This window comes from Streptomyces sp. HSS9-12, assembly GCF_054963655.1.
In genome coordinates this window covers 1-18,420 of record NZ_JBUEGC010000022.1, presented here as the reverse complement: position 1 = coordinate 18,420, position 18,420 = coordinate 1, and the positions used below count along the sequence as shown (strand labels likewise).

Sequence of the window (18,420 nt, the reverse complement as noted above, 5' to 3'; positions counted from 1 at the left end):
CTCCACCGTAGCGTGCGCTGCGCGAGGGAGTTGACCGGTCTCAGCTGTCGGCGCCGGTCCTGCCCCAGCTCTGACCGGCTCTCTCCCATTCCTGGTCCCACCGCTCGTAGCGCCGGTGCATCAGCCGCCATACGACCAGCCGGCGGGCGGCCTCCACAAGTCCCGCCGCCGCGGCGCTGGTGCCGAGCCCCGCGAGCGCGGCCTGCGAATCGGCCGTGGTGCGGTCCATGGGCCGGGGGACGAGTTGGCCGTGGTCGTTGGTCCAGACCCGGAAGCGGTCGCCGGGCACCATCTCGTGCGCGGCCGTCACGGGGCCGGTGAGGGTGCTGCCGTCGGGGGCCGCCCAGGAGGCGACGACGCGGCAGTGGGCGTCACGCGCCGAGGAGGTCTCCGGGTCCGGGTCGACAGGAGGCTGCGGCAGCGACCGCACGACCGTGGCCGAAACCAGATGCCGATGCTGCTGCTGCTCCAACCCCGATTGCCGCAGGGCGTCCTGGGCGAGGGAACCGACCGCCAGCCCAGCGACGGGCGCCCCACCGACGATCAGCAGTGCCGCGGCGAGAGATACCCAGGACTCGGCGAGATCGGTTCTGCGGCACAGCGGGTTCCGCCGCCACGTCCACAGCCCTCTGATCACACGCATGGTCACGTACCCCCTTCCGCATCGGCAAGTACCTCATACGGCGCGGCACATGCACCACACGGGCGAAGAGTAAGTGACAACACAGGCATCGCGCCCGCTTATTCGAGGATCTCCACCGTGTCGCCGATGTGGAGGGTGCCGGTGCCCTCGGGTATCAGGTTCTGTCCGAAGACCAGTTGGTCGCCGAACCGCCGGTGGCGGGCGAGGGTGCGCAGCGGTTCCTTGCCGCGCTCCGCCGTGCGCTGGTCGGTTGTGGTGACCACGCAGCGGCTGCACGGCTTGACCACACGGAAGGTGACTTCGCCGATCCGGATCCGCGTCCAGTCGTCCTCCGCCCAGGGCGCGGTCCCGTCCACCACGACATTGGGCCGGAAGCGGTTCATCGGCAGCGGGCCCTCGTCGGCGTGATCACCCTGGGCGATCAGGGAGTTGAGCGCGTCGAGGGAGGCCGTGGTGGTGAGCAGCAGCGGGTACCCGTCGGCGAAGCTGACGGTGTCGCCGGGGCGGCCGTACGCGGGGTCGACCGGGCGGCGGTGGGACGGTTCGTCCAGGTGTACCAGGCGCAGCTCGGCGCCCAGCCAGCCGCGGAACCACTCGGAGGCCGCCGCATCCGCCGGCACCGCCTCCACCTTTTCGCGCCACACCTCGACCGGGACTGTGCCGTTGACAGGCGCGGGAACGGCCACGTCCAGCGGCTCGGCACCCGGCGCGGTGAGCCGGACGCCGCATTCTGGCAGCGGCGCGGCGGACGCCAAGGCCAGCCGCGGATGCTGCCGTTGGGTGACGTGCTTGCCGTCGGGCTCCACGAGCATCCATCTGCGGTCCCCGGCGAGCCCCCACGGCTCCACAGCCGCCTCGCCAGGGGCGCACCCCGCCAGGGATTTGACCGGGTAGACATGGACCGCACGAAGAGCTGGGTTCGGCATGAGGCCAGTCTGCCAGTCGGGTCGGACGGAAGAGTCAGTGGTCAGCCCGGCAATCGGCTAGTAGCCGCGTCCCGGGTAGGGCCGGCCGTACGGATCCTCGTACGGCGCCGGGGCGGGCCGGGGAGGCGCGGGCCGCGGAGCCGCGGGCCGCATCGATTCATAGCCCGTGCCGCCCGCGACCGGACCCTGGTGCGGCTGCGCTCCCGGGTAGCCGCGCGGGCCATTGGTCTGCTGCGGGATGTACGGCGCCGGGGCGTGCTGCAGCGCGGGAGCGTGCTGCAGCGGTGCCGGCTGCGGCGCGGGCGCCTGGTAGCCGTACGACGGGGTGTTGTGCGAGGGAGCTGCGGGAAGTGCGGGAAGCGCGGACGGCAAGGCAGGCAGGTGGCTGCCGGTGTCGTACGCGGAGGGCACCCGGATGGGAGCGATCTGCGGAGTCCCGCGCTCTGCGACAAGGCTGTCGTAGATCGGGGTGTCCGGGAAGGAGGGCGCGGAGTAGTAACCGCCGCCATAAGTGGAGCGGGGGGAGGTCATGGTGCATAAGTTAAGCCCATGATGTGGTGGTTGGGGAGACTGACAAGAGGGTTCTTTGACGTGTTCTAAGTGAACGCGCACCCCTAATGCGAGCGAATTTGACCAAAAGGGTGCACGCGACCCGTCGAAATCCTGTAAAAGCCCAAGCTCCGGGCGGGTTACCGGGAGTTGGCGAGCAGAGTGGGCAGCCGGCGGCCGAAGCCGTTCCCGCGGCTGTAGCGGAAGCTGTTCACCGCCCGGCACTCTCTTTCGCGGCGCCGCGCCGCGCGGGCTGCACGGGCCGTGGATACGTCCGCCCCTTCCAGGCCGCTCCCCGCCCGCGGCAGTGCTGCACGGCCGAGTCGACCGTCATCAGCAGATAGAGCGCGGCTGTGCAGGGGAGCAGGGCCGCCGGCCACAGCGGCTGCCCGTAGTAGCGCAGCATCGGCAGGCAGGTGCCGGCCATGACAGCCCATGCCGCACCTCCGGCCGCCATCGCGACGGCGTTTCCGGTCAGGGCACCGGCGGTCAGTGCCACGGGGGGCACGAGATACACCATCGCCAGCCCCGCGACGGTCCCAACGAGCAGCAGCGGGCTGTGGCGGAGCTGGGCGTACGCGCTGCGGGAGACCATCCGCCACAGGTCGCGCAGCCGGGGATACGGACGCACGCTCCTCACCCCGTCGGCGAGCCCCAGCCAGATCCGGCCACCCGTGCGCTTGACTGCGCGGGCCAGTGCCACATCGTCGATCACGGCGTGCCGGATGCTCTCGGGGATGCGGGCCCGTTCGGCCGCGGCGGTACGCAGCAGCACGCAGCCGCCGGCGGATGCCGCCGTCCGTGCCCCCGGCCGGTTCACCCAACGGAACGGGTAGAGCTGCGCGAAGAAGTAGACGAAGGCGGGGACGATCAGCCGCTCCCAGAAGGTTGCGACCCTCAGCCGCGCCATCTGCGACACCAGGTCCAGGTCTGCCGCGTACGCCGAGCTCACCAGCTCGCGCAGGCTGTCCGGGGTGTGCGCGATGTCCGCGTCCGTCAGCAGCAGGTACTCCGGCTGTGGTGTACGGGCGCGGGCCAGGGCGATGCCGTGCCGCAGCGCCCACAGCTTTCCGGTCCAGCCGGGCTCCGGCTCACCGGGTGCGGAGACGGTCAGCGGCAGGCCGCCCCGCTCGTCGGCGAGCGCCCGGGCGAGGCGGCCCGTGCCGTCCGTACTTCCGTCGTCGACGAGGAAGACCTCGGCGCGCCCCGGGTACTCCTGGGCCAGCAGGGAGGCCAGGCTCACCGGCAGCATGTCCGCCTCGTCCCGCGCCGGTACGACGACGGCGACACCGGGCCATGCGGTGGGGGAGGACCGGGCGGGGAGCCGTACATCGGTCCGCCAGAACCGTCCCTGGGCCAGCAGCAGCCAGGCCCAGACGGTCAGCGATGCGGCGGAGATCCAGGTCAGCGCGCTCACCCCGGCAGTCTGCCGCAGCGCCTCCAAGCGGGCGCGGTACGCCGCGCCGCCGGCGCTCGCGCCGGCATGTCCCGCCCACCCGCTCCGGCCGGGGTGACCGAATGGGGCGCCGCGTCCCCGCTGCTCGGCCGGGAGGACCCTGCCCGGGGCGGGGCGGCCAGGAGGGATCGACTAAGGTTGCCGGGTGAAATTCGCGCTTGTGGACTCCGGAATCGGACTTCTGCCGGCGGCCGCCGCCGTCCGCCGGCTGCGCCCGGACGCCGCCCTCGTCCTGTCCTCCGACCCCGACGGCATGCCGTGGGGCCCCCGGACCCCCGAGGACGTCACCGCTCGCGCGCTCGCGTGCGCCCGGGCCGCCGCGGCGCATTGCCCGGATGCGCTGATCGTCGCCTGCAACACCGCCTCCGTGCACGCGCTGCCCGCGCTGCGGGCCGAGCTGGAGCCCGCACTGCCCGTCATCGGGACCGTACCGGCAGTCAAGCCCGCCGCCGCGGCGGGGCGGCCCGTCGCCGTCTGGGCCACCCCCGCCACCACCGGAAGTCCCTATCAGCGCACTCTGATCAGGGACTTCGCCGATGGCGTGGAGACCACCGAGGTCCCCTGCCCCGGCCTCGCCGACGCCGTCCAGCGCGCCGACGAGCAGGCCATCGACGCGGCCATCGCCGTAGCCGCCGCCCGCACCCCCGGCGATGCGGGGGCCGTGGTCCTGGGCTGCACCCATTACGAGCTGGTCGCCGGACGTATCCGCGCCGCCGTACAGCGGCCGGACGCCGATATGCCGATCACCCTGCACGGTTCCGCGGAGGCAGTCGCCGCGCAGGCGCTGCGCCGTATCGGCGTCCAGCCCGACCCGGCGGCCGGGCCGAGTGACGACCTCACGGTGATCCTCAGCGGCCGGGAGTCCGCGCTCCCCACGGCCGCCCTGGCGTACGCCGAGGGGCGCGCACTCGCCACCGCAAGCCCTGCCTGCGGCTGACGCCCGGCTGAGCCCCAGGCGGCCCGGCGTGGGGATACCTCCCAGCGGTAGCTGGGGGACTGACCGGGTCTGCCGCGGGCTCTCGGCATGTGACCGGACGTTCAAGATCCGCTGCCCGCTAGGCTTCGGCGCATGCCAACACCCGACTTCATCCGTGAACTGCGAGCTACAGCCGGCCACCGGCTGCTCTGGCTCCCCGGGGTGAGCGCCATCGTGTTCGACGAGGAAGGGCGGGTCCTGCTCGGACAGCGCGTCGACACCGGCAGATGGTCGATCATCGGCGGCATCTGCGAACCCGGCGAGCAGCCCGCCGAGACGGCGGTGCGCGAGGTGTACGAGGAGACCGCGGTGCGCTGCACACCGGAGCGGATTGTCCTTGTCCAGGCACTTGAGCCGATCCAGTACCCCAACGGCGACCGGTGCCAGTTCATGGACATCACCGTCCGCTGCCGCGCTGTGGACGGCGAGGCGCGGGTCAACGACGAGGAGTCGCTGGACGTGGCATGGTTCCCGCTCGACGGGCTGCCCGAGCTGGAGGACTTCGCCCTGATGCGGATCAAGCAGGCGCTGGGTGACGGCCCGACATGGTTCCAGCCCACCGCCGAGCTGTGAACTATGTGGCCGCGCTACATCGGTTGGGCCGCGGCTGCTGCCTAGGGTTCGGGGCATGACAGCGCCGACAACCCCGCGCCCCGCCCGGCACACCGTTCCCCTCGACCTCGACCTCGGCGGCCGCACCGCGCTCGTCACCGGGGCCGCCGGAGGCATCGGCGCCGCCTGCGCGCTACGGCTCGCCGCCGCGGGGGCCACGGTCCGGGCCATCGACCGGGACGCGGACGGGCTCCTCAGTCTGGTCAAGCGCGCCAGGGTCCTGCCGGGCGCCCTGGAGTCCTACGTCATGGACCTGACCGACCTCGACGCCGCCGAGCGGGCCGCTGCGGGCACGGACATCCTGGTCAACAACGCCGGGCTGCAACTCGTACGGCCGCTGGAGGACTTCCCGCCCGAGGTCTTCTCCACCGTCCTCACCGTGATGCTCGAGGCGCCCTTCCGGCTGGTGCGCGGTGCGCTGCCGCACATGTACGGGCAGGGCTGGGGACGGATCGTCAACATCTCCTCCGTGCACGGCCTGCGCGCCTCCGCCTACAAGGCGGCCTACGTCGCCGCCAAGCACGGTCTCGAAGGGCTGTCCAAGGTCGCCGCGCTGGAGGGCGCCGCGCACGGCGTGACATCCAACTGCGTCTGCCCCGGCTATGTGCGCACGCCGCTCGTCGAGAAGCAGATCGCCGACCAGGCGGCGGCTCACGGCATTCCCGCCGACCGCGTCCTCGGAGAGGTCTTGCTCGCCGACTCGGCGCTGAAGCGGCTGCTGGAGCCGGAGGAGGTGGCGGAGGCCGTCGTCTATCTCTGCTCCCCGCAGGCGTCGTTCATCACCGGTGCCTCGCTCCCCATCGACGGCGGATGGACCGCGCACTGAGCGCGAGGGGTGAGGGCACGCGCCACCCGTCCCGCGACCCGCGCTTCGCAGCGGGGCGGCCACCCGGGACAGATCCCGGCGCGGAGCCCGGGGCGCCCGCCAGAGGCGTGCCGTCTCCGCCCGTACACACCGCTGGCGCTGCGGCCCGTCCGACCGGTATCCCTGTCCCCATGTCCCATGCCCGCCCCAGCCCCGGTGACCTTGCCGAAGCCCCCTACCTGGAGCTTCTCTCCCGCGGCGCGCCCGCCGAGGAGTACGAGCGCCCGGTTCTGCGCGCCCGCGCCGACGGGGCCTCACCGGAGGAGCTCGCCGCCCTGGAGCGGGGCAAGCTCCTCGCCCTGCGGGTCCGTACGGAGCTGGAGGGGCGGCGGCGCCGTGAGGCCGAGCTGTCCGCCCTGTTCGAGACGGCCCACGACCTGTCCGGGCTGCGCGACCTGGACGCCGTACTGCACGCCATCGTGCAGCGCGCTCGCTCGCTGCTGGGGACCGAAGTCGCATATCTGACCCTCAACGATCCCACGGCCGGCGACACCTACATGCGGGTCACCGACGGCTCGGTCTCCGCCCGGTTCCAGCAACTGCGGCTCGGCATGGGGGAGGGGCTGGGCGGACTCGTGGCCCAGACCGCCCGCCCGTACGTGACCGACAGCTACCTCGACGACGCACGCTTCCAGCACACCCGCACCATCGATGCCGGCGTGCACGACGAGGGCCTGGTCGCCATCCTCGGCGTGCCGCTGATGCTCGGCAGCAATGTCATCGGCGTGCTCTTCGCCGCCGACCGCCGCGCCCGGATCTTCGAGCGCGAACAGATAGCCCTGCTCGCCTCCTTGGCCGCCCACGCCGCGGTCGCCATCGATACGGCCAACCTGCTCGCCGAGACCCGCTCCGCGCTCGCCGAGCTGGAGGCGGCCAACGAGATCATCCGCGACCGCAGCGCGGCCATCGAGCGCGCCTCGGATGTGCACGACCGGCTCACCGAACTGGTGCTGCGCGGCGGCGGGGTGCACGACGTCGCCGCCGCGGTCGCCGAAGTGCTGGCCGGGGATGTCGAGTTCGCGGAAGGCCACGCCGCACCCGCGCAGGCCGTGGACCGCTCGCGGGCCGACGGCCACGCCGTGCGGCACGGGGACGACTGGGTCGCCGCGGTCTCGGCGGGCGGGGAACTTCTCGGCGCGCTCGTACTGCACGGGCATCCCGGACTCGACCCCGTCGACCAGCGCACCCTGGAACGCGCCGCCATGGTCACCTCGCTTCTGCTGCTCGCCCGCCGCTCCGCCGGCGAAGCCGAGCGGCGCGTACGCGGTGAGCTGCTCGACGACCTCCTGGACGCCCCGGACCGCGAGCTCTCCCCGGCCTGGCGGCGGGCGGACCCCATGCTGCTGCGCGAGCGGGCCGCGCGGCTGCAGGCCGACCTCGACGCGCCGCACGTCGTCCTCGCCGCCCGTGTCGAAGCGGCCGCCCCGCGCGGCGCGGACCAGGGGCCCCCCGCCGTGGTGACCCCGTCACCGGCCGGAGGAGAGCTCGCCGACCGGCAGCGGCTGTGGTCGGCCGCCTCCCATCTGGCCGCCACCCGCCACGGGCTCGCCGCGGCCCGCGACGGCGGAACCGTCCTGCTGCTGCCGCTCGCCTCCGGTGACACCGCGGCCGCCGTCGCCCGGCTCGCCGCCCAGCAACTGGGCGTCGCCGTGCCGGGTACGGTCACAGTCGGCGCGTCCGCGCCGGTTCCGGCACCGGCTGCCCGGCCGGGCGCCGTGGCCGCCGCATACGCCGAGGCCCGCCGCTGCCTGGAGGCGCTGCGACTGCTGGGACGGACCGGCCAGGGCGCGGCGGCCGAGGACCTCGGCTTCCTCGGTCTGCTGCTGGCCGACAGCGGCGACGTCGCCCCGTTCGTGCACCGCACCATCGGCCCGGTCGCCGACTACGACAAGCGGCGCGGCACCGAGCTGGTCCGCACCCTCGACGCGTACTTCGCCTGCGGGATGAGCCCGGCCCGTACCAAGGACGAGCTGCACGTCCACGTCAATACGGTCGCCCAGCGGCTGGAGCGCATCGGCAGCCTGCTCGGCCCCGACTGGCAGTCCCCGTCCCGCGCCCTGGAGATCCAGCTGGCGCTGCGCCTGCACCGGCTGTCCTCCGCCGTCGCACGCTGACCGCACCGCCGGGCTGCCCGGTCCCGGCCCTGGTCGCCAACAGCCGCGCTCGAGGTGCGGGCCGACGCCCCCTGCGGCAGCGTTGTCAACGGCACACACCCGTGTCATCACACCGACAGGGAGGCAAACCACCCATGGGCAAGCGGGGCAAAGAAGCACGGAGCAGCAGCACCGCCGGCAAGGTAAAGGGCAAGGCCAAGGAGATGGCCGGCAAGATCACCGGCGACGAGCGCATGCAGGGCGAGGGCAAGGCCGAGCACGCCATGGGCCGGGCCAAGGAGGCGATGGAGGAGGCGAAGGAACGCGTCGCCGGCGCCAAGGACGCCGTGTCACGCAAGGCCAAACGCGAACGTTGACGACCGGTGCGGCACGCCCGCCGGCCCCGGGCCGTGCCCCTCAACACCGCGCGGTCCGGCACCAGCCGGACCGCGCGGTCGTTGACGCCTCGCGGACGATCAGGCCGGGTGGGCGGAGGAGACCGGGGCGCCCGCGTCCGGGGCGGACTCGGGTTCGATGTGCGCCAGATCCCGGTCCCGCGTCTCGCGTGCCACCCCGACAGCGACCAGCGTCAGCAGCGCCGCCGCGATGACGTAGAGCGCGATGGGCGTGGAGCTGTCGTAGTCGGCGAGCAGCGCCGTAGCGATCAGCGGGGCCGGGGCGCCCGCCGCCACCGACGAGAACTGCGCGCCGATCGAGGCCCCCGAGTAGCGCATCCGCGTCGCGAACATCTCCGCGAAGAAGGCCGCTTGCGGCGCGTACATCGCGCCGTGGAAGACCAGGCCGACCGTCACCGCGAGCAGCAGGTTCACAAAGCGCCCGGTGTCGATCAGCGTGAAGAACGGGAAGGCCCACAGGCCCACGCCGGCCGCGCCCAGCAGATAGACCGGCCGCCGCCCGAGCCGGTCCGACAGCGCACCCCAGGCCGGGATCACGGCGAAGTGCACGGCGGAGGCGATCAGTACGGCGTTGAGCGCCGTCTGCTTGTCCATGCCGGCCTGCAGGGTGGCGTAGACGAGGATGAACGCCGTGATGACGTAGTAGCTGATGTTCTCCGCCATCCGGGCGCCGATGGCCACCAGTACATCCCGCCAGTGGTGCCGCAGCACGGCGATCAGCGGCATCCGCTCGACCGCGCCCTCCGTGGCCTTACGGGCCTCCGCCTGGGCCAGCGCGGCCTTGAAGACGGGCGACTCATCGACCGACAGCCGGATCCACAGCCCCACCAGCACCAGCACCCCGGAGAGCAGGAACGGCACGCGCCAGCCCCAGGACTGGAATGCCGCGTCCGACAGCAGGGCGGTCATGGCCGCAAGCACCCCGGTGGCGAGCAACTGCCCAGCCGGGGCCCCCGTCTGCGGCCACGACGCCCAGAAGCCGCGCCGCCCCGCGTCCCCGTGCTCCGAGACCAGCAGCACCGCTCCGCCCCACTCGCCACCGAGCGCGAAGCCCTGGATCAGCCGCAGCACGGTGAGCAGCACGGGCGCGGCCGAGCCGATCGTGGCGTACGTGGGCAGCAGGCCGATCGCGAAGGTGGCGCCGCCCATCAGCAGCAGGCTCAGCACCAGCAGCTTCTTGCGGCCGAGCCGGTCGCCGAAGTGGCCGAAGACGAGGGCGCCGACGGGGCGGGCGGCGAAGCCAACGGCGTAGGTGAGGAAGGACAGCAGGGTCCCCACGAGCGGGTCGGACTCGGGGAAGAACAGCGCGTTGAAGACGAGCGCGGCGGCCGACCCGTAGAGGAAGAAGTCGTACCACTCGATGGTCGTGCCGATCAGGCTCGCGGCGACGGTGCGCCTGAGATTACCGGGCGTTGGGGGAGCGGTTGCAGGGGCGGCCATGAGCACCACTTTCCAGGCGGTTGGCAGGTACGTTTTTGTCCGGCACAACGTAGGAAGCCCCAGGTGAGCGGCACATGTGGTGGGACGCCATAGTTCTGGCCACGGCTGTGCGTGCGGCCACCATGCACGATCCGCCCTGCGGGGTGGCGTGCGCGAGCCCGCGCGGGCGCGGGAAGAGGGTCCTGGGAGGTGGCACCGCGCCCGGCCCATGTGCCGGGCGGGCCAGGCGCGGCACGCGCTACAGCGCGGGGACGCGTACCTTCTCTGCGGCGACGGAAGCACGGTCGTTGTCCTCGATGCCCCGGGCGAGGAGGTAGCAGAGCCCGCCGGAGACGAGGAGACCCACGATGAACGCGAGGTCGGCTCCACCGAGCGCCCTTGTCACCGGGACCCAGGAGAAACTGAGGGTGACAAAGGGGATGACGGCGATGAAGCCGGGCGCGGGTGAGGGACTGTCAGCGCCCCCAGCGCAGGCCCGCCGTCTGCACCGGCGCGTCCCACAGGCGCAGCAGTTCCTCGTCGACCTGGCAGAGCGTCACCGAGCAGCCGGCCATGTCGAGCGAGGTGACGTAGTTGCCGACGAGCGTACGGGCGACGCTCACCCCGCGCTCGCGCAGCACCCGGTGCACTTCCGCGGTGAAGCCGTACAGCTCCAGCAGCGGGGTGCCGCCCATGCCGTTGACCAGCACCAGGACCGCTCCATCGGGCCGCATGTCATCCAGTACGGCGTCGACCGCGAAGTCCGCGATCTCGCCGGAGGTCATCATCGCGCGCCGCTCCCGGCCCGGCTCGCCGTGGATGCCGATGCCCAGTTCCAGCTCGCCGGGCGGCAGATCGAAGGTGGGGCCGCCCTTGGCCGGAGTGGTGCAGGCGCTCAGCGCGACCCCGAAGCTTCGCGAGGACGCGTTGACCTTCCGGGCGATGGCCTCGACCCGCTCCAGCGGAGCGCCCTCCTCGGCCGCCGCGCCCGCGATCTTCTCCACGAACAGGGTGGCTCCGGTGCCGCGCCGCCCGGCGGTGTAGAGGCTGTCGGTCACCGCCACGTCGTCGTTGACGAGCACGCTGGCGACCTGGACGCCCTCGTCCTCGGCGAGCTCGGCGGCCATGGTGAAGTTGAGGACGTCGCCGGTGTAGTTCTTCACGATGAACAGCACGCCCTTGCCGCTGTCCACCGCGGCCGCGGCACGCACCATCTGGTCCGGGACGGGAGAGGTGAAGACCTCACCGGGACAGGCCGCGTCCAGCATGCCCGGGCCGACGAACCCGCTGTGCAGCGGCTCGTGTCCCGATCCGCCGCCCGAGATGAGCGCGACCTTGTCGGCCACAGGTGCGTCCCGCCGTACGATCACGCGGTGTTCGACGTCGACCGCCAACTCCGGGTGGGCTGCGGCGATTCCGCGCAGCGCGTCCGCGACCACGGTCTCCGGCACGTTGATCAGCATCTTCATGGGGACTCTCCGTACGAGGTCGGCAGTTACCGTGGTGTCCGCTGACGTTGCTGACGGCTCGGGCGTTCCAGCGTACGGCCCTCCTGCGTGGCAGGCAGCCTCCTGAGCCCACAAGTCCGATCGAGATCTGTCGAGCACTCGAACGGAGGAGGCCGCATCAGTCGAGCCAGGCGCTGGTCATCCCAGGGTCGCCGAGCCGTCGGTGCCGGCGTCCGGCTGCACGGCTGCCACCGGCCTCGCGCGGTATGTGACGCGGACCGTCGGCTCGGTGACACGCGCGCTGCGCACCGATCATCATCGGGCCGGTCCATCCATAGTTCGAATGCGTCAAACGCCCCTCGAACGTGGGGAGTTCACCGTCTGCGGCTGCCGGACTGTCTTTTCACCCGGATGCCGCACATCGCGGCCAATCGGGTGTCGTTGGTGTCGGTGTGACAGCAAGAGTTCCGTACTTCTGTGAGTCCGGGCCGTCTGGTTCCGGCGCCCAACACGCCTCTCCCATGCACTCGTCCGCGGGTCAAGAGTGTTCCGCGGAAGAGCTCCTTGGGGGCGAGCGCCCTGGCGGCCACGTCGGTAGCGACAGCGTCGGCGATGGCGACCGGATGTGGCGCGAGAGCCGGACCGGGGTGCTGGATGACTTCCTGCGCGAGCTGGACGAGATCGAGGCCGATTACATCCGACGCTGGAGCAGGACGGTTCGAATTCCGCATGTATGACCCGCACGGCTTCCTCCCGCCGCAGAACGGATCCGGTATCCCGACGCCGACTGGATACTGGCCCGAGACCGGTATGGTGCCCGACGCAGCCGTCGTACCGGAGCCTGACGCGTTCTCTTCGGCCTCCTCGGCTCATCTGGCGGCGTACCAGGACGGGAGCTGGCAGTACGACGAGGACCTGGCCCGGCTGCTGGAGACCTCGGCCGACGACCAGGCCTGGGCGGCTCCGGTCGCGGACGCCTCCGCCGCGCACCGGCCGCCGGGCGAACCCCGCAGACGCCGCAGGCGCCGCCGCGTCTGGCTTCACCCGGCCGAATCCGTACCGTGGGTGTGGCTGCTCAGCCTCGTCATCGCGGCCCTGACCGCCGTCATCGTCGCCATGCTGAGCGTGCTCGGCGGGCTGATCGCCTACGACCCGCTGCGCAGCCTCGCCTCCCCGGGCCACTCGCCGAATATCGCGGGATGCTGGCCGCTGCTGATCCACGGGCCGTGGTTGGTCGCCTCCCTGTCCATCCTGCGAGCGGCGCTGCACCGGCGGCATGCCACGCACTCCTGGGTCGTGGTGGTGTTCTTCTCCGCCGTCGCGGTCGTGCTGTGTGTCGCTCAGGCCCCCAAGACCTTGCCCGGGGTGGCGGTCGCGGGGATCCCGCCGATCACCTGTCTGGTCTCCTTCCACCAGTTGGTCCGCCAGATCACCTTGACCAGCCCTCCGCGCCACGCGCTGAACCGCCAGCCCCCGGGCAAGCGCCCCAAGTAGGTTGCGCGAATACCGGGACTGTTGTCGCCATCCCCAAAGAATGAAACACGTTCTACTGTGTCGGTCGTCGTCGGTGGGCGCGAGCCGAAGGACGCGCCCCTGCCGAAAGGGCTGAGGAGAGGGGAGTCAGGAGCGAGCGACCGTACGACAGGGCCCGTCGGCAGCGCCTCACCCTCGCCGCCCACGGCACCCCTCACCCCGCAGGACGCCTCGGCCGTCAAGGTCTACGGCAGCGAGGCCCGGCGCGACGCGTACGCCTGGCTGACCGAGGTCGTCGGTGCGGCGGGCCCCCTGAAGGAGGGCTCGGCCGGCGCCGTCCTGCACGGCGAACTCGAGCGCGGCTACCGCAGCGCCGTGATCTTCACCTTCGGCGGTGGCGACAACGAGATCCAGCGGGAGATCATCTCCTGGATCGGGCTGGGAATGCCACGGGTGCGCCGTTGGCAGGCGCGTTCAGCGTCCAGGAAGGCGCATGGCTAATCTGACTCCATCCCACCACGGGAGGTGTGATCATGCGCGACGCCGATCCGCGGGACCCCGGCCTGTTCGGGCCCCGTTCGGTCACCTGGCAGATGCACGCGGACCCCATGATGTGGATAGCGGGGGTACGCGCCCTGTATCTCCAGGCACTGCACCCGCGCGCCGTCCGCGCCGTCGCGCAGAACTCGGACTTCCGTACGGACGCCTGGGGGCGGCTGCTGCGCACCGCGAACTTCGTCGGCACCATCACCTACGGCACCTCCGAGGCCGCCGAGCGGGCGGGCGTCCGGGTGCGGAACATCCACCGCAGACTCACGGCCACCGATCCCGCCACAGGGGAGGTCTACCGCATCGACGACCCCGGCCTGCTGCTGTGGGTGCACTGCGCCGAAGTCGACTCCTACCTCCATGTGCTGCGCCGCTCCGGCTTCCCCCTCAGCGACCGGCAGGCCGACACCTACATCGACGAGCACCGCACCTCGGCCCGCCTGGTCGGGCTCGACCCGGACACCGTCCCCGCCAGCACAGCACAGCTCGCCGCCTACTTCGAGACGGTCCGGCCCGAACTGTCCGCCACCCGCGAGGCGTACGACATCGACGCCTTCCTGCGCCGCCCGCCGATTCACGCCGTGCTGATCCCGGCGCGAGAACTGCTGTGGCGGCGCATCGCGGACCTCGCGTACGCCGCCCTGCCGCCGTACGCCCACCAGCTGTACGGACGCCCCGCGCCCTCCCCGCAGACCGTGACCACACGGCTGCGGGTCACCGGAAGCATCCTGCGGGCCGTACCGCCAGAGCTGCGCTGGAAGCTGCCGCCCGGCCACATCCGCAGGGCCGTCGCGCGCCTCGGCCCCTACACCCGACCGTCGCCCTACAAGCTCAGCGCACCGGCCGCCATACTGGACGAGCCGGGGAGGGCGCAGGGAATCGACGGGGGCGGCGGTACGCGATGGCGGAATCGAGGCTGATATCAGGCCGGTACCGACTGCTCGATGTGATCGGGCGCGGCGGAATGGGCGAGGTGTGGCAGGCCCTCGACGAGTCGCTGGACCGGCGTGTCGCGGTCAAGTGCCTCAACCCCATGGGCCGGCACCGCGACCCGAACTTCGCCGATGTGCTGCGGGAGCGCTTCCGCCGCGAGGCCCGGGTGGCCGCCGCGCTGCAGCACCGCGGGGTCACCGTCGTTCATGACTTCGGCGAGGACAACGGGGTGCTCTATCTGGTCATGGAACTGCTGGACGGGCGCGATCTCAGCCGGCTGCTCGAGGACAACGGGCGGCGGCCCCTGGCCGTACCGGAGCTGCTGGACATCGCCGAGCAGGTCGCCGCGGCCCTGGCCTACACCCACCGGCAGGGCATCGTGCACCGCGACCTCAAGCCCGCCAACATCGTGCGGCTCACCGACGGCAGCGTGAAGCTCTGCGACTTCGGTATCGCCCGGCTCATCCGCGACATCGGCTTCACCGCCCGCCTGACCGGCGGCGGGGTGGCCATGGGCACCCCGCACTACATGTCGCCCGAGCAGATCGGCGACGGCTCGGTCGACCACCGCAGCGACCTGTACTCGCTCGGCTGTGTGCTGTACGAGATAGCCACCGGCGCCCCGCCCTTCGCCATCGAGGACACCTGGGGCATCCTCATAGCCCACCGCGACACCCCTCCGGAGCCGCCGCGCCGGCAGCGCCCCGAACTCCCCGAGTTCTTCGAGCGGATCATTCTCGACCTGCTCGCCAAGGACCCCGACGACCGGCCCGACGACGCCGCCGAGGTGGGCGGGCGGCTGGCGGACGCTCGCCTGTCATGGCCGCGCGCGGCGGGGACCCTGCCGTCCTGGACGCGGGCGGAGCCTTGGTCCGCCGGGCCCCAGGGGTCCGGCCCACCGCCCTGGGCCGAGGGCATGACCGCCGGCTGCAAGGCGATCGGCAACCGGCCGGTTCCCATACCCCCGCACGATCACGTCAGCACACTCAGCCGCGCCTGGACCGGGCCCACCCTCCGAAGACTTTGGGTCTACTGACCGTCGATTCAATAAAACTTCCTGGCGAACTCTGGCCGGAAGCGATCACCACGTGTTACCAAGAGCCCATGCCCGCTCATGACTCGTACGACGCAGTGATCGTCGGCGGCGGCCACAACGGCCTGGTCGCAGCCGCCTACCTGGCCCGCGCCGGCCGCAGCGTGCTCGTCCTGGAGAAGCTGGACCACACGGGCGGTGCGGCGATCTCCACCCGTCCCTTCGCCGGGGTCGACGCCCGCCTCTCGCGCTACTCGTATCTCGTGAGCCTGCTGCCGCAGAAGATCGTCCAGGATCTGGGGCTGCGCTTCGCCGTGGGCCCGCGGACCGTCTCCTCCTACACCCCGGCCGTACGCGGCGGGCGCGCCACCGGCCTGCTGGTGGACACCGCGGGGACGGCGCGTACGCGGGAGTCGTTCGTCCGCCTGACCGGATCGGACCGGGAGTTCGAAGCCTGGCAGGGCTTCTACGGCATGACCGAGCGCGTCGCCGAGCGGGTCTTCCCCACGCTGACCGAGCCGCTGCCGACGCGCGAGGAGCTGCGTCGGCAGGTGGCCGACGAGGCCGCGTGGCAGGCTCTGTTCGAGCAGCCGCTCGGCATCGCGGTGGAGGAAGCGTTCCAGGACGACCTGGTGCGCGGTGTCGTCCTCACCGATGCCCTGATCGGCACCTTCGCCGATGCCCACGACGCGTCGCTGCGCCAGAACCGGTGCTTCCTCTACCACGTGATCGGCGGGGGCACCGGCGACTGGAACGTACCCGTCGGCGGCATGGGCGCGTTCACGGACGCCCTGGCCGACGCTGCCCGTGCCGCGGGCGCCGAGATCGTTACCGGCCACGAGGTGACGGCCATCGCCGCGGACGGCAAGACCGCGGAGGTGACGTACCGCAGCGCCGAGCGGGAGGGGACGGTGGCCGCCGAGAAGGTCCTGGTGGGCGCCGCGCCGCAGACACTGGCCGGACTGCTCGGCCAGGCGCCGCCGCCGAAGCCCGAGGGCGCCCAGCTGAAGGTGAACATGCTGCTGCGGCGGCTGCCCCGGCTGCGGGACGGCGACGTCGACCCGCGTGAGGCGTTCTCCGGGACGTTCCACATCGCCGAGGGATACGGGCAACTGGCGGAGGCCTACCAGCAGGCGGCGGCGGGCAAGCTGCCGAGCGCCCCGCCGTCCGAGATCTACTGCCACTCGCTGACCGACCCGTCGATCCTCGGCCCGGATCTGATCGCCCAGGGGTTCCAGACGCTGACCCTCTTCGGACTCCATGCCCCGGCGCGGCTGTTCGAGCAGGACAATGACGCCGTCCGGGAGGAGCTGCTGAGGTCCACCCTGGCGCAGCTGGACGCGTGCCTGGACGAGCCGATCGCCGACTGCCTGGCGACCGACGCCGAGGGCCGGCCGTGCATCGAGGCGAAGACCCCGCTGGATCTGGAGCGCGACCTGGGCCTGCCGGGCGGGAACATCTTCCACCGGGATCTCGCCTTCCCGTACGCGGACGAGTCCACCGGCCGTTGGGGCGTGGAGACGGATTACGCCAATGTGCTGCTGTGCGGGGCGGGTGCGGTCCGAGGCGGCGGGGTGAGCGGCATCCCCGGCCACAATGCGGCGATGGCGGCGCTGGGCCACTGAGCGCCTTCCTCGATGGAATCGTGACGTGTCGTGGCCCTGGTCAACGGCGAGCATCGTAAGGCCGGATGCGCACCGCTGACCGTTGATGCGAAGCTCACCAAGGCTGCTCAGGCGCACATTCCCTCGCACGGCCCGCTGCGGCATCCTGCCGCCCCATGGAGACGGAGCCGCGCAAGAGTCTGGGCATCGAGTACCCCATCTTCGGCTTCACGCCGTTCCCGTCCGTCACCGCCGCGATCACCCGCGCGGGCGGGTTCGGGGTACTTGGCGCGGTCCGCTACGGAGCGCCGCGCGAGCTTGCCCGCGATCTCGACTGAATGCAGCAGCACACCGACGACATAGGCGACGCCTACGACGTCTCCTCGATGCGCCACGCCATCCACGGAGCGGCTCCCTGCCCCGACCACGTCAAGCGCGCGATGATCGACTGGTGGGGCCACTGTGTGGAGGAGTACTACGCCGCCAGCGAGGGCGGCGGTGCCTTCGCCACCGCCGAGGACTGGCTCAAGAAGCCGGGCACGGTCGGCAAGCCCTGACCCATCAGCGAGCAAGGCCGTCGTCGAGCCCGCCGACGGATACGAGCCGGGGGAGGAGCTGGCCGATGCCATCCTCGCCCACTGCGCTGGCCAGGTCGCTGGCTACAAACGCCCCAAGTCGGTGGACTTCATCGGCGTGATGCCCCGCGACCCGAACGGCAAGCTCTGCAAGCGGCGGCTGCGGGAGCCCTATTGGAAGGGCCGCGAGCGGGCCGTGTCGACCCCGGCCTTGCGGTGACGGTTCGCCGCAGACGCATCTGAGAGGGCGGTATGCGAGTTGATTGGCGATTTGCCGTCACCTGAACGTGTGGGACTGCGGCATCACAGCCGGTCGGCGGGCTGGGGCGTGCTGGGCTGAACACCGTGAGCGAGCGCAAGCCCTACAAGACCGACCTGTCCGACGCGCAGTGGGCGCTGATCGAGCCGGTGATCGCCGCGTGGAAGGCCGCACACCGCTCGGTCAGCGGCCACCAGGGCCGGTACGAGATGCGGGAGATCGTCAACGCGCTCCTCTACCAGGGCCGCACCGGCTGCCAGTGGGATCTGCTTCCGCACGACCTGCCGCCGCGCGGCGCGGTGATGTACTACTTCACCAAGTGGCGTGATGACGGCACCGACCAGACCATCCACGACCTGCTGCGCTGGCAGGTGCGGGAGAAGGCGCGGCGCAAGGCGGACCCGAGCCTGGTGGTGCTCGACACCCAGAGCGTGCACGCGTCGGCCGGGGTGCCCGCTCAGTCGACGGGGCGTGATGCGGCAAAAAAAGTACCGGGCCGCAAGCGCGGCCTGGCTGTTGATGTCCTGGGCCTGGTGATCGCGGTGGTGGTGCTCGCCGCGTCCGTGCACGACAACGCCGCTGGCATCGCGT

17 protein-coding genes and 3 pseudogenes are annotated in these 18,420 nt (G+C 71.9%); 13 read left to right on the top strand and 7 right to left on the bottom strand.

The genetic code is table 11. The annotated features are described in order from the left end of the window. Window positions 1-40: 40 nt before the first annotated feature. From ACY34J_RS14110 to ACY34J_RS14095, 4 genes are all read right to left on the bottom strand, one after another. Window positions 41-643 carry an Rv1733c family protein gene (locus ACY34J_RS14110; RefSeq protein ID WP_462726852.1) on the bottom strand — a complete coding sequence of 201 codons (603 nt, stop codon included), beginning with the start codon at window positions 641-643 and terminating at the stop codon, window positions 41-43. Between the two features lie 98 nt (window positions 644-741). Further along, window positions 742-1,569 carry an MOSC domain-containing protein gene (locus ACY34J_RS14105; protein ID WP_462726853.1) on the bottom strand — a complete coding sequence of 276 codons (828 nt, stop codon included), beginning with the start codon at window positions 1,567-1,569 and terminating at the stop codon, window positions 742-744. Between the two features lie 57 nt (window positions 1,570-1,626). Then, window positions 1,627-2,100 (bottom strand): DUF6643 family protein, encoded by a 474-nt coding sequence (locus tag ACY34J_RS14100; RefSeq protein ID WP_462726854.1) that lies wholly within the window; start codon window positions 2,098-2,100, stop codon window positions 1,627-1,629. Window positions 2,101-2,329: 229 nt separating this feature from the next. Next, window positions 2,330-3,526, bottom strand: coding sequence for a glycosyltransferase (locus tag ACY34J_RS14095; protein ID WP_462726872.1), 1,197 nt, complete (start codon window positions 3,524-3,526; stop codon window positions 2,330-2,332). Between the two features lie 193 nt (window positions 3,527-3,719). Between ACY34J_RS14095 and ACY34J_RS14090 the strand changes: the two genes are divergently transcribed. The 5 genes from ACY34J_RS14090 (at window position 3,720) to ACY34J_RS14070 (ending at window position 8,497) form a co-directional block, all read left to right on the top strand. Next, on the top strand, window positions 3,720-4,511 hold the full coding sequence (locus ACY34J_RS14090; protein WP_462726855.1) for a glutamate racemase: 792 nt from the start codon (window positions 3,720-3,722) through the stop codon (window positions 4,509-4,511). 132 nt (window positions 4,512-4,643) lie between these two features. Continuing rightward, window positions 4,644-5,123 carry an NUDIX hydrolase gene (locus ACY34J_RS14085; protein WP_462726856.1) on the top strand — a complete coding sequence of 160 codons (480 nt, stop codon included), beginning with the start codon at window positions 4,644-4,646 and terminating at the stop codon, window positions 5,121-5,123. Between the two features lie 55 nt (window positions 5,124-5,178). Next, complete coding sequence (locus ACY34J_RS14080) at window positions 5,179-5,988, top strand: 3-hydroxybutyrate dehydrogenase (RefSeq protein ID WP_462726857.1); 810 nt, start codon at window positions 5,179-5,181, stop codon at window positions 5,986-5,988. A gap of 170 nt (window positions 5,989-6,158) precedes the next feature. Beyond that, window positions 6,159-8,141, top strand: coding sequence for a helix-turn-helix domain-containing protein (locus ACY34J_RS14075; RefSeq protein ID WP_462726858.1), 1,983 nt, complete (start codon window positions 6,159-6,161; stop codon window positions 8,139-8,141). 134 nt (window positions 8,142-8,275) lie between these two features. Beyond that, window positions 8,276-8,497, top strand: a complete 222-nt coding sequence (locus tag ACY34J_RS14070) for a CsbD family protein (protein ID WP_462726859.1) — start codon at window positions 8,276-8,278, stop codon at window positions 8,495-8,497. Window positions 8,498-8,596: 99 nt separating this feature from the next. On the opposite strand, the gene ACY34J_RS14065 is transcribed toward ACY34J_RS14070, so the two are convergent. The 3 genes from ACY34J_RS14065 to dhaK form a co-directional block, all read right to left on the bottom strand. Continuing rightward, the gene (locus tag ACY34J_RS14065; RefSeq protein ID WP_462726860.1) at window positions 8,597-9,976 is read right to left on the bottom strand and encodes an MFS transporter; all 1,380 of its coding nucleotides are present in this window, start codon (window positions 9,974-9,976) and stop codon (window positions 8,597-8,599) included. A gap of 238 nt (window positions 9,977-10,214) precedes the next feature. Beyond that, a complete protein-coding gene (locus tag ACY34J_RS14060; protein WP_462726861.1) occupies window positions 10,215-10,361 on the bottom strand; it encodes a hypothetical protein in 147 nt (48 codons plus the stop codon). 70 nt (window positions 10,362-10,431) lie between these two features. Next, window positions 10,432-11,424 (bottom strand): dihydroxyacetone kinase subunit DhaK, encoded by a 993-nt coding sequence (gene dhaK / locus ACY34J_RS14055; protein ID WP_462726862.1) that lies wholly within the window; start codon window positions 11,422-11,424, stop codon window positions 10,432-10,434. A gap of 708 nt (window positions 11,425-12,132) precedes the next feature. Between dhaK and ACY34J_RS14050 the strand changes: the two genes are divergently transcribed. The 8 genes and pseudogenes from ACY34J_RS14050 to ACY34J_RS14015 form a co-directional block, all read left to right on the top strand. Next, the gene (locus ACY34J_RS14050; protein WP_462726863.1) at window positions 12,133-12,897 is read left to right on the top strand and encodes a DUF2637 domain-containing protein; all 765 of its coding nucleotides are present in this window, start codon (window positions 12,133-12,135) and stop codon (window positions 12,895-12,897) included. 192 nt (window positions 12,898-13,089) lie between these two features. After that, window positions 13,090-13,377 (top strand): annotated as a pseudogene (locus ACY34J_RS14045) (acyl-CoA dehydrogenase family protein); the annotation flags it as partial. 32 nt (window positions 13,378-13,409) lie between these two features. After that, window positions 13,410-14,345, top strand: coding sequence for an oxygenase MpaB family protein (locus ACY34J_RS14040; protein ID WP_462726864.1), 936 nt, complete (start codon window positions 13,410-13,412; stop codon window positions 14,343-14,345). Beyond that, window positions 14,327-15,394, top strand: a complete 1,068-nt coding sequence (locus ACY34J_RS14035) for a serine/threonine-protein kinase (protein ID WP_462726865.1) — start codon at window positions 14,327-14,329, stop codon at window positions 15,392-15,394. Before ACY34J_RS14040 ends, ACY34J_RS14035 begins: the two co-directional genes overlap by 19 nt. Window positions 15,395-15,462: 68 nt before the next feature. Next, window positions 15,463-17,016, top strand: a complete 1,554-nt coding sequence (locus ACY34J_RS14030) for a phytoene desaturase family protein (protein WP_462726866.1) — start codon at window positions 15,463-15,465, stop codon at window positions 17,014-17,016. 155 nt (window positions 17,017-17,171) lie between these two features. Continuing rightward, window positions 17,172-17,330: pseudogene (locus ACY34J_RS14025) on the top strand (nitronate monooxygenase); the annotation flags it as partial. Window positions 17,331-17,348: 18 nt separating this feature from the next. Continuing rightward, window positions 17,349-17,790: pseudogene (locus ACY34J_RS14020) on the top strand (hypothetical protein); the annotation flags it as partial. 125 nt (window positions 17,791-17,915) lie between these two features. Continuing rightward, window positions 17,916-18,420, top strand: a 505-nt coding sequence (locus ACY34J_RS14015; RefSeq protein WP_462726867.1) for a transposase, incomplete at its 3' end; no start/stop codon positions are given.

What these genes read in the sequence shown, in the direction of transcription:
- ACY34J_RS14110 (WP_462726852.1), bottom strand. Translation starts at nt 643, where the DNA reads ATGCGTGTGATCAGAGGGCTGTGGACGTGGCGGCGGAACCCGCTGTGC.
- ACY34J_RS14105 (WP_462726853.1), bottom strand. Translation starts at nt 1,569, where the DNA reads ATGCCGAACCCAGCTCTTCGTGCGGTCCATGTCTACCCGGTCAAATCC.
- ACY34J_RS14100 (WP_462726854.1), bottom strand. Translation starts at nt 2,100, where the DNA reads ATGACCTCCCCCCGCTCCACTTATGGCGGCGGTTACTACTCCGCGCCC.
- ACY34J_RS14085 (WP_462726856.1), top strand. Translation starts at nt 4,644, where the DNA reads ATGCCAACACCCGACTTCATCCGTGAACTGCGAGCTACAGCCGGCCAC.
- ACY34J_RS14080 (WP_462726857.1), top strand. Translation starts at nt 5,179, where the DNA reads ATGACAGCGCCGACAACCCCGCGCCCCGCCCGGCACACCGTTCCCCTC.
- ACY34J_RS14075 (WP_462726858.1), top strand. Translation starts at nt 6,159, where the DNA reads ATGTCCCATGCCCGCCCCAGCCCCGGTGACCTTGCCGAAGCCCCCTAC.
- ACY34J_RS14070 (WP_462726859.1), top strand. Translation starts at nt 8,276, where the DNA reads ATGGGCAAGCGGGGCAAAGAAGCACGGAGCAGCAGCACCGCCGGCAAG.
- ACY34J_RS14065 (WP_462726860.1), bottom strand. Translation starts at nt 9,976, where the DNA reads ATGGCCGCCCCTGCAACCGCTCCCCCAACGCCCGGTAATCTCAGGCGC.
- dhaK (WP_462726862.1), bottom strand. Translation starts at nt 11,424, where the DNA reads ATGAAGATGCTGATCAACGTGCCGGAGACCGTGGTCGCGGACGCGCTG.
- ACY34J_RS14050 (WP_462726863.1), top strand. Translation starts at nt 12,133, where the DNA reads ATGTATGACCCGCACGGCTTCCTCCCGCCGCAGAACGGATCCGGTATC.
- ACY34J_RS14040 (WP_462726864.1), top strand. Translation starts at nt 13,410, where the DNA reads ATGCGCGACGCCGATCCGCGGGACCCCGGCCTGTTCGGGCCCCGTTCG.
- ACY34J_RS14035 (WP_462726865.1), top strand. Translation starts at nt 14,327, where the DNA reads ATGGCGGAATCGAGGCTGATATCAGGCCGGTACCGACTGCTCGATGTG.
- ACY34J_RS14030 (WP_462726866.1), top strand. Translation starts at nt 15,463, where the DNA reads ATGCCCGCTCATGACTCGTACGACGCAGTGATCGTCGGCGGCGGCCAC.